The following is a 14,647-nucleotide window of genomic DNA, read 5'->3' as shown; positions in this document are numbered from 1 at the left end:
CCGGGTGTCGACGGAACGTCGACACCCCCTATGCGCCTGCGGCGCGGCGTTCCGTTCGCCGGTAACGGTAGAAGAGAAAGCCAGACCAGATGAGCAGGAAGAAAGGGATGAGGAGCCAGTGGGCGACTCGGACGTGGCAGTGGGTCGAAGAGAATCCGCATGAGATGGAAATCGTCTGCGCACCGCTCGGAAGTGTTCCGTGAGTGGTTTCGCTGACGCCGTGAGATCGAGAATATTGGGCCTCGATCCCAGATGGAAACCACGTTGGTTCGGGTGCCATCGGATAGCTGAAGAGCCCGATACCGAAACTTCCCGGTGGTCCGCTGGAGAAAAGCACCATGCTTCCGCCGGTGTACGCCATGCCCGCTTCGAGCACTGGAGTTCCAATTGCGATGCCGCCGGGCTTTTCGATGGATGCCATCCACGACCAGCCGAGGAAGCTGAAGACGAGGACGCCGAACCAGAAGGATTTCCAACGGTGGAGGGGACGGGGAGGCATCGCGATGGATGATCGAACGCCTGACCCTGAGCTCTGGCGAGCAGCTGGGAAACTCTGAAGTGTGGTGGCTGTGTGTCGCGTCGACGGAACGTCGACACCCCTTATCAAAGCCATTCGGCGGGCAGCCGTACCGGCCTGCCTTCCGGCATCTGGACGAGCGCGAGGCATTGGCGGCAGGTGATGAGGAGGGCGTCGTCGCTTTCGCGGCGGACTTCGAAGGCGCACCAGAAGCGGGCGCGCTGGAGTTCATCGAGGCGGCCGTGGATGAGCAGGGCATCGCCGAGGGTGGCGGGGCGCTTGTAGTCGATCTCGGTGCGGACGACGACCGGGTAGAGCTTGCTGTCCGCCATGCCGCGGAGGTCCATGCCCATGAGCCCGGCGAGCTTGGTGCGGCAGGTTTCGATCATCCGCAGGTAGGCGAGATTGTGGACCACGCCGCCGATGTCGGTGTCGAAGAACATGACTTCCTCGCGGGTGGTGTGGCGGAGCTCGGCGGGCAAGGGCATGGGGTGAGGGTGAACATCGAACTCTGAACTTTGAACATCGAACTCTGAACGCTGAATCGAAAGGCAGCCCGCAGCCGAGTTCTCCGGGCCGTTCCATTCGGAGTTCAAAGTTCAGCCTTCAGAGTTCGAAGTTCAGGGCTATCCATGGAATTCTCCCTCGCGGACACCCGTATGAGGCGGTTAGAATGAGTGCCATGCGATGCGTCTCGCGCGGGTTTTTGATGTGGGGTGCCCTGCTGTTGCCGGGGATGGGAGCGTTCGTTCCTCCGGCGGAGGGGCCGGTGCCGTTTCGCCGGGACAAGCTGCCGGTGGACGTGGACACGATGACCTCGCTCTCGCGGCAGGTCACCGTCTTGGCAGCGGCGGAAAAAGGCGAAGGGGCAGGGGAACGTCGGGCAATGGCGCAGATGGCAGCGCTGGCCTTGGCACTGGACCCGGCGAACCGGCAGGCACGGGATTTGATCGCCGCGGCAGAAAAGGGCGAGAAGCCCGAGGTGCCGGACGAAAAGGAAATCGAGCGGGCGCGGAGTCGCGCGTGGCAGACGCTTTCCTGGCTGGAGATGCCAGAAGCGGGCTCAGACGGGAATGCCCTGGCCGCCTGTCTGGGCGATGTGCTGGCGGTAGCGGATCCACGCCACCCGAAGGCGCAGGAGCATCCCAGCGAGCAAGGTGCGTGGAAGGATTGGGTGGCTGCCAAGGAAGCCTTTCAGACGAAAAAGCCGGTGAAACCGGTAGAGCCGGATCCTGCCGATGGTGGCTCGGGTAAGGGCCCCAAGCCCGCTCCGCAGCCGCTGGCCCTCGCGGATTTGGAATTGGCCATGCCGCTGTGGGTGATGAGCGTGGAGACCGGCGCGGAATCCCTGCAGGCGGTGAAGGTGAGCTTTCACGGCGACGTCACGGGAGAAGGCAAGCCGACCGTGGCGATGCCGGATGAGAAGATCACCGAGCGCTTGGCGAAGCCGCTCCATGCGCTGGAGGCAGCCATGGAAGCGCGCCATGGAACCTTGCCCGCGGGGCTGAAGGTCACGCTGGGATTTGGCAAGTCAGCTTATTCGATCCCGAGCAATGGCGCGGCCGTGACCGGTACCGCCGCCCTGCTTCTGGACGGCGCGCTGACCGGGAAAGTGCCGGCGGCCATCACGCTGTCGCAGGTCGGGGAGGGCGGGAAGCTGGAGCTGCCGCCGAAGTTCTGGAATTCGCTGCGGGCGCTTTCGGCGATGCCGGGCGGCGGGCGCTTGATCCTGCCGGAGCAGGCGGCGGAGTTCCTGCCGGCACTGGTCACCATGGACGATGGCGCGTTTTTCATGAAGCGAGAGGTGCTGCTGGCCGGCACGGTGGGCGAGCTGTGCGACCTCGCCGCCGCCACCCCGGAAGGGCCGGTGGGGGAAGCGATGAAGCGCTTCGCCGAAATCCGCAAGGTGGGCGAGGGGAAGACCCTCGGCAACTTCGTGGCGAACCCGGCGACGCAGCAGCGGCTGAAGGAAGTGGCAGACGCCTTTCCCAAGCACGCCTCGGCGAAAATGTTGGCCTTGCAGGGAAACAGCAGCCGCGCTCGCTCGCTGCCGCGTGCGATTCTGGCGCGTGAGATTCGCACCGCCTTGGAGCCCGTGGCCGTGGTCATGAAGGTCCAGGTCAGTTACGGCGAAAAGGGAGCCGAATACGGCCTCGAAAAGGCTCATGAGACGAGCCGCAAGATCTTGGATTCGCTGAATGGCTACATCGACATCCGCGACCGCGATCTCCACAAGTCTGCGATGGAGGCCACCGATGCCCTCCGCGCGCTGGCCCGCATGCTTTCGAAGGCAGAGGACGACTACGGCACGGTCACCCCGAAGAAAACCCTGGCTGCCAAGACGGCTCGCGAAGCCTACCAGAAGGCCCTCCGCGAACTGACCACCGCAGCGGGTGATGAGGAAGACTACCCGCTGCCGAAGCCGACACCGGCGACCCCGCCGGGCAATTGATTCCCGGCTGCCTTCTAACGAGGGGCCGCGGCGGTGGGATTTCCTTGCCTTGAGGGTCCTTCCGCGTCCTGTATCACTCACACCCTCACCCCCTTACATCCCATGCAGCAAGGCATTCGCCGCCTGATGGCATTGGCGGCCGTGTTCGCGGTCGCCTTCGGCGCCGTCTATCTCATTCGGAATGGCCCGCAGGGCTTCGCACGGCTGTGGGCCGGTGGCAAAGCGGCCGAGAACCAGGAATTCCGCCCCGAGCACTACACGCTTTCCGACCGGGCTCCGCTGGAGCTGGGGGACGTGCAGCTGCTTGCCCGCCTCGATGAGGAGTATATCAAGCTGACCGGTGCGGTGGTGCCGTCCGTGGTGAGCATTGATACCACCGGTATCCGCGAGCGCCGGCTATTCGATGGCTACGGCCGCATGCGCTTCCAGTCCGTCCCGACCCAGGGCCAAGGCTCGGGCGTGATCGTGAGTCTGGAAGGCCACGTGGTGACGAATTACCACGTCATCGCCGACCAAGAGAAAATCCAAGTCACCCTGCCGATGGTGAACGGCCAGCCGGGAAAACAATTTCCGGCGACCTTGATCGGGGAAGACCGGCTGCTGGACATCGCGGTGCTGAAGATCGAGGGCGACGGCAAGACGACCTTCCAGCCGCTGAAGTTCGGCGATTCCTCGCTGGTGCGGCCGGGGCAGAATGTCTTCGCGATCGGCAATCCCTTCGGCCTCGGCGAGACCATCACCCGCGGCATCATTTCCGCCGTCGAGCGCTCGCTTTCCGATACGCAGAAGGATCTCTTCCAGACGGATGCGGCGATCAACCCCGGCAACTCCGGCGGCCCGCTGGTGAACCTGCAGGGCGAAATCATCGGCATCAATTCGGCGATCTTCACGCCGGACCGTGACAAGCCGGGCTTCCAAGGCGTCGGCTTCTCCATCCCGTCGAATGACGTGAAGGACACACTGCACTCAATCCTCGAGCGCGGCCGGCCGGTGCGCGGCTATCTCGGCGTGCGGATGCTGGAAGGTGGCGTGGTGGTGGCGGTGGGTCCTGACTCGCCGGCCGAGAAGGCGGGCCTGAAGGAAAACGACGTGATCACCTCCTTCGACGGCAAGCAGATCCGCGACACCACCCAGCTGATCAATCTGGTCCAGCGCACGCGCGTCGGCCAGAAGGTGGCGCTGCGCATCTGGCGGGCCGGCAGTGAGATGACGCTGGAGGCGACTATTTCGGAAGGCCAGACCGAGACGGTCGAAATGCCGGAAATCACCCAGGGAAAGATGCGGGATCCCCAGGAGACCCTGATGGCGATCGGTCTCGACGTGCGTGACCTGACGTCGCAAGAGCGTGTGCGCGGGTTCAGAGGTGTGGTGGCCGTACGCGTCCGTCCGGGAGCCTTGGCGACAAACCTCATTCGCCCCGGCGATTTGATTTTCGGAGTGAACGAGAGCCTCATCTCGAACTCCATCGAGTTCTATCAATTCCTTGCCAATTCCGTTTCGGCGCAGGCGACCACCGTGCACCTCTTCCGGAACGGGCAGGAGATGAAGGCAAACCTGCCGGCGCTGCCGCGGAAGGAAGAAGAAAAGGCCGAGCCGGATCCATCCCCAACTGTTCCGCAGGACCCCCAGCCTGAGCCCGAGCGATGATCCGGGGATAAAGCGGTTGTGGATCGGACGTTGAAGGGGCATCCCTTTCCTTGCGCTCCCGGGCGCGTCGCCAGCCATGCAAGAGTCTCGCTTCCCACTCGCTTTCCTCGCCGGTGCCATCGTCTTGGCCGCCGGTGTGGGTGCCCTCTACGTTTATCGCGGGAAACCAACGGCGCCGCCGCCACCGCACGCGCCGGTCGTGGAGGAAAAGAAAACGGTAGCTCCCACACCGGAGAACATTCCCGCGAATCAGAAGGAGTCGGTGGTGGATGGTCCGGTCGATCCGGAAGCCGCGCTGGCGAATGCCGGGGTGGGCCTGGCCGCGGTGAATCCGGCCGAGTTGCTGGGCAAGATCGGTACCGCGCTGGAGACGGGTGACTTCGAAAAGCTGGGGCAGCTGATCGGCAAGCAGGCGCTGGATGACGGCACGCGCAAGCGACTGGCCCAGCTCGCGACCCAGACGCCGAAGCTTCGCAAGCCGAATGCCGTGCAGGAAGTCGGCGAGCTCGAGCTGAACAAGCGCGCTCGTTGGGCGCTCTGGCTCGATGGCGTGGAAGCCGGCCGCGACCGGATTTTCTTCGATCTCAAGAACGAGGCCGGCAAGTGGTCCGTCCAATCGCTGGTGCTTCCTCCTGCCCCCGGTGAGCCGGTGCCGAAGGCGGTGCTCGTGGATGCGCTGGGCATTGCCGATGCCTTCCTGCAGGCGACGTTGCACCAGCAGTTCGAGCTAGCGAAGGAGTTCGCCGATCCCGCCACGGTCTCCGATGCGAAGATTGCGGGGCTGTGCATTCTCTTCGAAGACGGCAACTACAACCTGCGCGCCGACAAGCCCCTGCGCGCGATGTTCCAGCGGCCGGATACCTGCGGATATATCGCCCGGGTGGTGGCAGCGGATGGCAGCGATGCCGCGGAGTTTTCGATGGTGCTGCGCCAGCCGGAACAGAACGGCCACTGGCGTGTCTCTGACATCAATCTCGACCAGCTTCTCGCCGACTACGCGAAGCGCGTCGCGGGAGGCGATGTCTACTACACGCCGCTGCTGAAGAACCCGAAGGGCGGCGATACGCTGGTGCTCTATTTCGGCTTCGACGAGGACACGCTCGCGCCGCGCACGGAGCGGCAGCTCGATATCGTGGCGCAGATTCTCAAGACCGACCCTGCGAAGCAGCTTACGCTTTCCGGCCACACCGACGCGCTCGGCACGGAGCCCTACAACGAGAAGCTCTCCCTGCGCCGGGCGAATTTCGTGAAGGAGTATCTGGTGAAGACGGGTGTCGCGGAGAATCAGATCATCACGGTGGCGAAGGGCCAGTCGCAGCCGCGCCGACCGAACTTCACCGAGAGTGGCGGGGACAATCCCGAAGGCCGCCGCGCCAACCGCCGTGCGGAGATCTATCTCGACTTCGATTGATCTGATTTCGCATGGCCGCGCGTTCGTCGTTGATTTTTCTAACAGCCGCGGCCGGCATGCTCGGCACCGCGCTTTGGCAGGACCGTCCGCCGGTGGTGCCGCCCATCGAGGCGCTTACCGGTTTCCAGGATGCGGATGCGCCGCTGATGCTCCCGGCCGATGGCCAGCCGCGCTATCGGCTGCATGGCTTTTCCGCGTGGCAACTTGCGGAGATACCGGCAGCCACCCGTTTTGAAAGTCCGCTGGGCTCGGAGCATGGCGCGCTCACTTACAATGCGCAGCAATTCTGGGAGATGAATGCCGATCGCGGCGGTCACCATACAGGCGATGACCTCAATGGCATCGGTGGCCGGAATACGGACCTCGGCGATCCTGTGTTCGCGACGGCTGACGGGCTGGTGGCGTTTGCTGGCGAGCCGTCGCCCGGTTGGGGCAAGACGATCATCGTGGCGCATCGCGATCGCGAGGGCCGCGTGCTGGAGTCGATGTATGCGCACCTGGATCGCATCGATGTGTCGGCCGGCGGATTGGTGGCTCGCGGTGCCAGGATCGGAACGGTCGGAACGGCGAACGGCTACTATCCCGCGCACCTGCATTTCGAGATGCGTCGTGGCGACGGGATCGACGTGGGATCCGGCTACGGGATGTTTCCGCTGAACCGCTTGGACCCGGTGAAGACCATCACGGAACTCGCGGGGAATGCGCCGGACGATCTGGCGCCTTCGCCCTTGGCCACCGCGCTGAAGTAGCGCGTGAGGGAAAAAAGAGTGCTGCCAGGGAACCGCGGCAAGCACGGACAAACTACCGTTGCTCCGATCAAGGCCTGGCGGGATTCGCCTGCCGAACCTCCACGGCCCCTGACAGCAGGCGGAGTAAAGGCGCCGATACCGGCCTGCGCAACGGTTTTTCGTCACACCAGCAGCATGCAGTCGCCGTAGCTGTAGAAGCGGTAGCGCTCCTGCACCGCCTGGCGGTAGGCCTCCATGACTAATTCGCGGCCGGCGAAGGCGCTCACCAGCATGATCAGCGTGCTTTCCGGCAGGTGGAAATTCGTCAGCAGCCCACCGATCACGCGGAATGGATACGGCGGGTAGATGAAGATATCCGTCTCGCCGCGCTGTTCTTCCCCGATCAAGCGGGTCTCCGTGCTGCTTCGACCCAGATGCTCCAGCACCCGCGTCGCCGTGGTGCCGACGGCGATCACCCGGCTGGCTTCGTTGACCCGCTGCGCGGTCTCCTTGGAAAGCAGGTAGCGCTCGGAGTGCATCTCATGCTCCTCCGGTGTGTCCACCTGCACCGGCCGGAAGGTGCCGACGCCGACGTGCAGCGTGAGGAACGCGTGCGGGATTTTTTCTAACATCTCCGGCGTGAAGTGCAGCCCCGCGGTCGGCGCAGCGATGGCTCCTTCCTCACGGGCGAAGACGGTCTGGTACCGCTCGCGGTCGGCGACTTCATCCTCACGGTTCATGTAGTGCGGCAGCGCGAGGTGGCCGACCTTGTCGAGGTCGACCGGTGCATCCCAGCGGATCAAGCGGTCGCCATTGTCGAAGACATCTACTACAGTTCCAGTAGTTCCGCCGACGATCACGGTCTTGCCGGTGCGCATCTTCTTGCCCGGCCTCACCAGGCATCGCCATTCGAGGGGTGAAAGCCGGTCGAGGCAGAGCAGCTCGATCTTGCCATCATCCGAGAACACGCGGGCGGGGATGACCTTGGTGTCGTTCAGCACCAGCAGGTCCTCCGGCCGCAGGTATTCGGGGAAGTCGCGGAACATTCGGTGCTCGATGATTCCCGAGTCGCGGTGCACCACCATCATCCGCGAGGCCGCGCGCTCCTCTAGCGGCCGGGAGGCGATCAGCTCCGGCGGCAGGTCGTAGTGGAAGTCGCTCGTCCGCAAACCCATGCCCCGGCTGTAGCGGCGACGACCGCCGGCTGCAAGGCCTGCCTCGACGGCGGCGCAGCGGTCTGCTTGGTTATGTCACGATGAAACCGCTGCTGGTCGCGCTCCTCCTGTCACCCGCGCTTTTCGCGGGCTCCGCCGCTTTCCTGCCGGATGGCAAGCGCGTGGCCCGCCAAGGCGACAGTGGTGTCCTGATCCTGGACCTGGCCAAGGCCACCGAGAGCGAGCTGAAGTTTCCCGAGGATTTCCAGGTGGAGTATGTGGGACTTTCGGCCACGGCGGACGCGTTGCTTTTAGCCGGCGGCCAGCGGGTGATGAGTTGGAATCCCGCCACCGACGCCTGGACGGAGCTCTGGAGTGCTCCCGTCGAAGTCACCGTGGACGACGTGGCCTGCGATCCGAAGAGCGGCCGGGTGCTGGTCACCACCTCGAAGGAAAATGGTGAGCCGCAGTGGTGGGTCCTCGATCCCAAGCAACCGGGGAAGGTGGGCAAGGTCTTCAATCGCCGCGCCGCCTATGCAAGGAATCCAGTCTTCGATCCCTCCGGTAATCTTTACTTCGCGGTTCACGGCGATCTGTGGAAAGGAGCGATCGACACGAATGATTCTGAGGAGCTTCCATTCGTGCTCAGCGGCACCCGCATCTGGCCCTTGGCCGCGCAGGAAACGAGCGACGCCAATAGCGGCGGAGTGAGTGCCCATGAGATCCTGCCTCTCGAAAAGCACTTGCTGGTCGAACTCAGCCGGACCGGCGGCAGCGGCTGGGGGAATGTGATCCGCGTGCCGAATGCCGATGCCTACGAGAAGCACCTCCCGCTGAAATGGGACGAGCTGGAAGACTGCTCGTCCGGCTCCAGCATGGCACTGTCACGCGATGGCAAGCAGGCGGCCATCTACATCCGGTCGGCGAAGCGATGGTATCAGGTGGATGTGAAGGCCGGGTCCCTCACGCCGCTGCCGAATTCAGCTCCGGCCAAGGGAAAATAGCCGGGCATCTCCCCATACGCGGATCAGCGTGCGCTTGCCGATGCCGTCGCCGCGTTCGGTGGCTAGCAGCAGCCGGGTGCCATTCTTTTCCACGTCCCAGGCATCGGTGCCGCCGCCTGCTTTCCAACCCTCGGCAAGGAGCTGTTGGAGAAACTCATCGCGGGTCTTTCCTTCCTCGGACCAGATCGAGAGCTCCGTATCCGGGCTCGGAAGCCCCGGCACCTTTGCCCCGTTGTTAGAGAGCATCCAGTGTTGGCAGCGGAACCAGGCCCGCACCCTGGGCTGCAGCCACTCGAGCAGATGAAGACGTTCGCGGCTGAGGAAGTCATCGAAGCGGGGATCGAGCGGACGCAGCGGTTGCATGCGATCCGTCACGCCCTGGTAGCCCGCCTGGCCCATCCGGCCGAAGTAGATGATCGAGCCTTCCACCGCACGGACCGGTCCGCCGGAGTAAATGAAGCCGTCCCACTTCGCATTGCCGGCGGCGGTGAAGCGCTGCGGGTGCTTCGCGATGAGCAGGGCCTCCGCCTTGCCATAGCCGATCTGCTGGCGGAGGAAGGCGCGCAGGGAGGGGCGGCGGTGGTGCCAGACAAAGGCGGCCGGCGCGAAGCCGAGCCGGTAGCCCTTGTCTCGCAGCCGCCAGCAAAAGTCGACGTCGTCGCCCGCGGTGGTGAACTGGGGATCGAAGCCGCCGATGTCGAAGTACGCCGTTCGTAGTACGGAGATATTGCAGCCCGGGAGGTGCTCGGCTTCGGCGTCGTCGAGCATCACATGGCTCGGCGCGCCGGGTGCCGCGGCGACGATCGCTTCGGCATCGGTCTGCGGCGGCGGTGGCAGGTTCGGTCCCCCCGCTGCGTCCCATCCTTTGTCGAAGGCACCGGCCAGTCCGGCGAGCCAGCCTTCGTCCGCCTCGCAATCGTCATCGGTGAAGGCGAGGATTTCCCCGGTGGCTGCCTCGGCACCCGCATTGCGCGCGGCACTCAGGCCTCCGGGTTCCAGCGTCAGCAGCAGCACCTTCGGAAAACGCGTTGCTACTAGATCCGTCGTACCATCGGTGGAGCCATCATCGACCACGATGATCTCGTGGGCAGGCAAGGTCTGCTTTTCCAGCGCCGCAAGGCACGCCGCGATCCGCGAAGCGCCATTCCGGGTGCAAACGATGACCGAGAACGTTTTATCGGCCGCTTTGGAGCCTTTTCCCCAGGCATCGCGAACCGCGGCGAGCGCCGGTTTCTCGATGCCTTCGCGGTCGATCAGGCCGAAGTCCCAGTCCGGTACTTCCATGCCCGCATTCCACCAGCGGTCGCTCCACGCATAGACGGTCATGCCGGCCATGCCTTCCTCGCGTGCGATGCGGATGGCCCACGCCAGGATTCCGGCCTGCTTCGCGGTGCCGTTGCGCCGCGAATCGAGCCCGAACTCCGAGATCACCACCGGCCGGTCGCCGGCGATGTGATGCAGCCGCCGCAGGTAGCTGCGGAAGGCGACTTCGTCCTCTAGGTAGACGTTGAAGGCTGTGAAGTCGGCGTTTTCCGGTTCGAGGTACTCGGTGCTCGGGTAGTTTCCGTAGCACCACAGCAAGTCCGGCCGGATTTCCTTCCCGAGCTGGATCAGGTGCTCCAGCTCCCGCCGGACCTGCACCGGCCCCATCCAGCGGACCAGGTCGGCCGGCACTTCATTGGCCACGTATACACCGGCGAGGGCAGGGTGGCCTTCCGCGTTGCGCAGGCTTTCGGCCAGCGACACCCGGGCGGCGGAGAGAACTTGATCGTCCTTCAGGAAATCGACCGCCTGCGGCCAGCGCAGGCCACCGAAGACGCGGAGCCCGTGCTCCAGCGCCGCATCCAGCAGCCGCCGGTCCGGCATTTCGTAGAGCCGCAGCGCATTGAAGCCGGTTCCCACGATCCGGTCGAAATCGGCCGTGAAGTCCGCCGGCCAGCCGCCGGGAAAGGGCCCGTAGGTCACCGCCCGGACGTCACAGCGCCTTCCCCCGGACCGGAAGAATTTGCCATCGACGCTCAGGGGCTCCATCGGGCGCAAACCTACGGAGCGGGCCGAAACTTCCAAGCCCCAAGCATCGAACCTTCCCGAAACGAAAAAGGCCGCCCGGTTCCCCGGACGGCCTTTTTGAAAAGATCGGCTCAAGTTCAGGCAGCGACCGAGCGTCCACGGCGGATCTCGATGGCATTCTGCAGCATCTCGCGGGTCTCCTTCCGCCAGCGTTGGAGCGCATTGCGGGAGAGCTCCACGCGGTCGGCCATGGCCTTTTCCAGTTCGTGGTAATTGGCGCTCATGCGCTCGATCACGGCGTTCATGGCCTCGAGGGCCTTGTCACGCAGCGGATGATCGTTCTGAGCTTGAAGGCGCTCCAGCTCTTGGTTTGCGCGGCGGCGGGCTTCGGCCATTTCGGCCAGCAGCACCTTGGTGGCGGGCACGCGGCGCAGGTCACTGGCGAGACCCACTTTCGAAAGTGCCCAGATCGCCCACTTGGTGGGGTCGAAGTTCCACGGCTTCACACCATTGCGGTAGTCGTGTTGGAACTCGTGGTGGTAGTTGTGGTAACCCTCGCCGAAGGTGACGAGCGACATCACGAAGCTGTCACGGGCGCTGCAGCGGGTCGAGTAAGGCTGGCGGCCGATGGTGTGGCAGAGCGAGTTGATGAAGAAGGTGCACTGCTGGACGCAGAAGACGCGCAGCACGCCGACGATCAGGAAGCCACCGAGCGCTCCCGCGGCACCGCCGACGGCGAAGTAGCCAATCACGGCAGGCAGTAGCAGGCCGACGACCAGCGAGATCAGCTTGTCCCAGCGGTGTTGCCACATGACAAGCTTGTCCTTGCGGAGGTCGTTCACGTTATCGAGCGGCGGCTCAGGCAGGGTCTTGAAGAGGATCCAGCCGATGTGGGCCCAGAAGAAGCCCTTGGAAATGTCGTACGGATCGTCGTCGTGGTCCGTGTGCTTGTGGTGGCGGCGGTGGTCGGAGCACCAGTTCAGCGCGGAGTTTTCAAAGGCGCAGGCACCGAAGACCAGAGTAGCGAGGCGCACCGGCCACTTGGCCTTGAAGGAGAGGTGCGAGAATAGCCGGTGGTAGCCGAGCGTGATGCTCATGCCCGTGGCGATGCAGTAGAAAGCAAACAGACTCCAGAGCACCGGACCGGCATCGTAATGCCAGAGGTAGATGGGAGCAGCGATAAGGGCGAGCAAGGTGATGATACCCAGGAAGACCGTGTTGATCCAATCCACCCGCTCGAAGGGAATGCTCAATTTCATGAAGTACTATGCCCCGGAGGGCGGCGACCGATAGCTTGGTTAGGCGGTGCGGTCAATCTCGCAGCGACTTGGTGGCGGTTTCTTTTGGCCGATTGCGTGGAAACCCTAAGTATTCTTTTTGAAATTCCGGGCTTGTGGATTGCTTTTAAACGGGCACGCTCCCCGAGCGCTCGCCACCTGGCAGATTCAAGGCATGGAGGGTCATCATTAGACGGATGTTGCATTCGGTGGTGATCTGAAACCCGGTTCCTCGGGGACAGTCGAAGATAAGTAGGATTTCGGGCCAACTGATTAGAAATGAGTAAGATGTACGTGGGGAACCTCCCCTTTTCCGCCAGCGAAGACGACCTGCGCGACGCCTTCGGCCAGTTCGGTGAAGTCACCGATGTTTCCCTGATGATGGATCGTGAAACCGGCCGCCCGCGCGGCTTTGCCTTCATCACCATGGGCAGCAAGGAAGCCATGGATGCCGCGATCAAGGGCCTCGATGGCCAGGACTTCGGCGGTCGCAACCTGACCGTGAACGAAGCCCGCCCGCGCGAAGAGCGCTCCGGTGGCGGATTCGGCGGTGAGCGCCGCGGTGGTGGTGGTGGCGGCGGCTACGGCGAACGCCGTGGCGGCGGCGGTGGTGGTGGCGGCGGCGGTGGCTACGGCGGCGATCGCCGTGGTGGCGGCGGCGGCGGTGGCAAGGGCGGCTACGGTGGTGGCGGCGGCGGCGGTGGCCGTCGCTGGTAATCACAAGCCAGCCCGGCACTCCCGGACTATTTTCCAAGGCGGCGTCCCTCGCGGGGTGCCGCCTTTTTCGTGTCCGGAGGATCCCGCTCCAGATGGAACGAAAGGTGAAGTGACGGGATTGATGCCGCCGGGGAGTTTGACACCCCGGCCGCCGGGCGCTACGCCTGTGCCCGAACCTATGAAGATGTTCCGCATGCCCGCCGCCATGGACGACCTCGTCGTCTGCGGGGACATGTCGTGATGGATCGGAAATAAACGCGATCGCCGCCTGTCCCCGCCCGCTTGGCCTCCGCCAGCGGGCTTTTTGTTTCTCCACGTCTTCCCTTTCCGATTTCCCATGACTCTTTCCCCGATTCTCTCCGAAAGCCGCACCACCATCCGGCTGGCGATTCCCCTGATCATCGGCCAGCTCGGCCAGATGCTGATCAGCCTGACCGATACCCTGATGCTCGGCAGGCTGGGCGTCACGCCGCTGGCTGCCTGCTCCTTCGCCAATACTCTGATCTACCTGCCGATGATGTTCGGCATCGGGATGTCGATGGCTGTCTCGATCCGCGTCTCGCAGGCTCGCGGCGCCAATGATCCCGCCGCGGCCCGTGCGGCGCTGCGCCACGGCCTTTACGTCACGCTCGCCCTCGGCCTGCTGGCGGTGATCGCCGCGCTCGTCATCCGGCCTTTCCTGTGGGTCTTCCAGCAGGATGCGGACGTCATCGCCATCGTCCCGAATTTCCTCCTGATCCTTGCCGTTTCGATGGTCCCGGCGATGGGCTCAATGGCCGTGAAGAACCACGCCGATGCGATGAACCGGCCGTGGCCGGTGTTCTGGATCTCGATTGGCGGGGTGCTGCTGAACATCGTGCTCAACTGGATGCTCGTCTTCGGCAAATGGGGCGCTCCGCACATCGGCTTTGAAGGAGCGGCAATAGCCACCCTGATCGCACGGACCGCGGTCCTGGTGGGGATGATCGTGTGGTGTCGCGGTGATGTAGCGTTGAAGGAATGGGTGCCGAAGCGTTGGCTGCGCGTGCCTGATTGGGCGGCGGTGAAGGATCTGCTGCGCACCGGTTTTCCCGCAAGCATGCAGCTGCTCGCCGAGGTCAGCGCCTTCGTGATGGCTACCTTCATCATTGGTAACATGGGCAAGGCGGCGCTCGCCTCGCACCAGGTCGCCATCCAGTGTGCGGCGACCATCTTCATGATACCGCTCGGCATCTCCATGGCGCTCACCGTGCGCATCGGCGAGGCCTTCGGGGCGAAGAACTTCGCTTCCATGCGCCCGATCGTCGCCAGCGGCTGGGCGATGGGGGTGACGTTTACGGTCTTCAGCGCGACTGCGTTCGTGTTCTTCAATCGCCAGCTTGCAGCGCTGTTCATCGATGATCCTGCCGTGTTGGAAATGGCGGCATCGCTGCTCATCGTCGCGGCGGCATTCCAGTTCTGCGATGCCCTGCAGATCATCGCCGCGGGAGCGCTGCGTGGTCTCGATGATGTGCATACGCCGGCATGGATTGCCTTCTGGGCGTATTGGGTGATCTCGATCCCGCTCGGCTGGTGCCTGGCGCATCCACTGGGCTTCGGAGTCACCGGCATGTGGTGGGGCATCACGGCGGGTCTCACGATCACTGCGATTCTGTTAGGACGACGGATCTGGAGAAGGACGGGTGATCTCGATCGCTCGACCGGAGAGACCCTTGCTTCAGAGGCGGAACAGCCGCTGGTGGAAGGTTGAG

Annotated in this window: 12 protein-coding genes and 1 other RNA gene; 7 read left to right on the top strand and 6 right to left on the bottom strand. The window is 64.1% G+C overall.

The features are described 5' to 3' along the window. Nucleotides 1–28: 28 nt before the first annotated feature. Both WKV53_RS24270 and WKV53_RS24265 read right to left on the bottom strand, forming a co-directional pair. Nucleotides 29–499 carry a hypothetical protein gene (locus WKV53_RS24270; protein ID WP_341407418.1) on the bottom strand — a complete coding sequence of 157 codons (471 nt, stop codon included), beginning with the start codon at nt 497–499 and terminating at the stop codon, nt 29–31. A gap of 104 nt (nt 500–603) precedes the next feature. After that, the gene (locus tag WKV53_RS24265) at nt 604–1,005 is read right to left on the bottom strand and encodes an acyl-CoA thioesterase (protein WP_341407417.1); all 402 of its coding nucleotides are present in this window, start codon (nt 1,003–1,005) and stop codon (nt 604–606) included. Nucleotides 1,006–1,199: 194 nt separating this feature from the next. Between WKV53_RS24265 and WKV53_RS24260 the strand changes: the two genes are divergently transcribed. From WKV53_RS24260 to WKV53_RS24245, 4 genes are all read left to right on the top strand, one after another. Then, complete coding sequence (locus WKV53_RS24260; protein ID WP_341407416.1) at nt 1,200–2,969, top strand: hypothetical protein; 1,770 nt, start codon at nt 1,200–1,202, stop codon at nt 2,967–2,969. Between the two features lie 102 nt (nt 2,970–3,071). Then, nucleotides 3,072–4,616 carry a trypsin-like peptidase domain-containing protein gene (locus WKV53_RS24255; RefSeq protein WP_341407415.1) on the top strand — a complete coding sequence of 515 codons (1,545 nt, stop codon included), beginning with the start codon at nt 3,072–3,074 and terminating at the stop codon, nt 4,614–4,616. Between the two features lie 76 nt (nt 4,617–4,692). After that, nucleotides 4,693–6,027, top strand: coding sequence for an OmpA family protein (locus tag WKV53_RS24250; RefSeq protein WP_341407414.1), 1,335 nt, complete (start codon nt 4,693–4,695; stop codon nt 6,025–6,027). A gap of 11 nt (nt 6,028–6,038) precedes the next feature. Further along, a complete protein-coding gene (locus WKV53_RS24245) occupies nt 6,039–6,776 on the top strand; it encodes a M23 family metallopeptidase (protein ID WP_341407413.1) in 738 nt (245 codons plus the stop codon). A 19-nt stretch (nt 6,777–6,795) separates the two neighbouring features. On the opposite strand, the gene ffs is transcribed toward WKV53_RS24245, so the two are convergent. Together ffs and queA are read right to left on the bottom strand one after the other, a co-directional pair. Next, nucleotides 6,796–6,890: signal recognition particle sRNA small type (gene ffs / locus WKV53_RS24240), an RNA gene on the bottom strand. A 47-nt stretch (nt 6,891–6,937) separates the two neighbouring features. Then, nucleotides 6,938–7,930: a tRNA preQ1(34) S-adenosylmethionine ribosyltransferase-isomerase QueA gene (queA, locus tag WKV53_RS24235; RefSeq protein WP_341407412.1), complete on the bottom strand. Its 993-nt coding sequence runs from the start codon at nt 7,928–7,930 to the stop codon at nt 6,938–6,940. A gap of 80 nt (nt 7,931–8,010) precedes the next feature. Between queA and WKV53_RS24230 the strand changes: the two genes are divergently transcribed. Then, entirely contained in the window at nt 8,011–8,913 is a 903-nt protein-coding gene (locus tag WKV53_RS24230; RefSeq protein ID WP_341407411.1) for a hypothetical protein, read from the top strand. Here the strand turns inward: WKV53_RS24230 and WKV53_RS24225 are convergent. Next, entirely contained in the window at nt 8,890–10,944 is a 2,055-nt protein-coding gene (locus WKV53_RS24225; RefSeq protein WP_341407410.1) for a glycosyltransferase, read from the bottom strand. The genes WKV53_RS24230 and WKV53_RS24225 overlap by 24 nt on opposite strands. Before the next feature lie 116 nt (nt 10,945–11,060). Next, complete coding sequence (locus WKV53_RS24220) at nt 11,061–12,182, bottom strand: acyl-CoA desaturase (protein WP_341407409.1); 1,122 nt, start codon at nt 12,180–12,182, stop codon at nt 11,061–11,063. A gap of 297 nt (nt 12,183–12,479) precedes the next feature. Here WKV53_RS24220 and WKV53_RS24215 point away from each other — a divergent pair, with 297 nt between their 5' ends. Continuing rightward, complete coding sequence (locus WKV53_RS24215; RefSeq protein WP_341407408.1) at nt 12,480–12,917, top strand: RNA recognition motif domain-containing protein; 438 nt, start codon at nt 12,480–12,482, stop codon at nt 12,915–12,917. 337 nt (nt 12,918–13,254) lie between these two features. Beyond that, a complete protein-coding gene (locus tag WKV53_RS24210) occupies nt 13,255–14,646 on the top strand; it encodes an MATE family efflux transporter (protein ID WP_341407407.1) in 1,392 nt (463 codons plus the stop codon). The last annotated feature ends 1 nt before the right edge of the window (nt 14,647 follow it).

The sequence above is a fragment of the Luteolibacter sp. Y139 genome, assembly GCF_038066715.1.
Taxonomy (GTDB): domain Bacteria; phylum Verrucomicrobiota; class Verrucomicrobiia; order Verrucomicrobiales; family Akkermansiaceae; genus Haloferula; species Haloferula soli.
Note: the sequence above shows the minus strand (reverse complement) of the source record. Positions and strands in the feature narration are given on the sequence as shown.

Excerpts from the sequence above, each read along its gene's own strand:
- queA (WP_341407412.1), bottom strand. The coding sequence starts at position 7,930 with ATGGGTTTGCGGACGAGCGACTTCCACTACGACCTGCCGCCGGAGCTG.
- WKV53_RS24210 (WP_341407407.1), top strand. The coding sequence starts at position 13,255 with ATGACTCTTTCCCCGATTCTCTCCGAAAGCCGCACCACCATCCGGCTG.
- WKV53_RS24255 (WP_341407415.1), top strand. The coding sequence starts at position 3,072 with ATGCAGCAAGGCATTCGCCGCCTGATGGCATTGGCGGCCGTGTTCGCG.
- WKV53_RS24260 (WP_341407416.1), top strand. The coding sequence starts at position 1,200 with ATGCGATGCGTCTCGCGCGGGTTTTTGATGTGGGGTGCCCTGCTGTTG.
- WKV53_RS24270 (WP_341407418.1), bottom strand. The coding sequence starts at position 499 with ATGCCTCCCCGTCCCCTCCACCGTTGGAAATCCTTCTGGTTCGGCGTC.
- WKV53_RS24225 (WP_341407410.1), bottom strand. The coding sequence starts at position 10,944 with ATGGAGCCCCTGAGCGTCGATGGCAAATTCTTCCGGTCCGGGGGAAGG.
- WKV53_RS24230 (WP_341407411.1), top strand. The coding sequence starts at position 8,011 with ATGAAACCGCTGCTGGTCGCGCTCCTCCTGTCACCCGCGCTTTTCGCG.
- WKV53_RS24250 (WP_341407414.1), top strand. The coding sequence starts at position 4,693 with ATGCAAGAGTCTCGCTTCCCACTCGCTTTCCTCGCCGGTGCCATCGTC.
- WKV53_RS24215 (WP_341407408.1), top strand. The coding sequence starts at position 12,480 with ATGAGTAAGATGTACGTGGGGAACCTCCCCTTTTCCGCCAGCGAAGAC.
- WKV53_RS24265 (WP_341407417.1), bottom strand. The coding sequence starts at position 1,005 with ATGCCCTTGCCCGCCGAGCTCCGCCACACCACCCGCGAGGAAGTCATG.
- WKV53_RS24220 (WP_341407409.1), bottom strand. The coding sequence starts at position 12,182 with ATGAAATTGAGCATTCCCTTCGAGCGGGTGGATTGGATCAACACGGTC.
- WKV53_RS24245 (WP_341407413.1), top strand. The coding sequence starts at position 6,039 with ATGGCCGCGCGTTCGTCGTTGATTTTTCTAACAGCCGCGGCCGGCATG.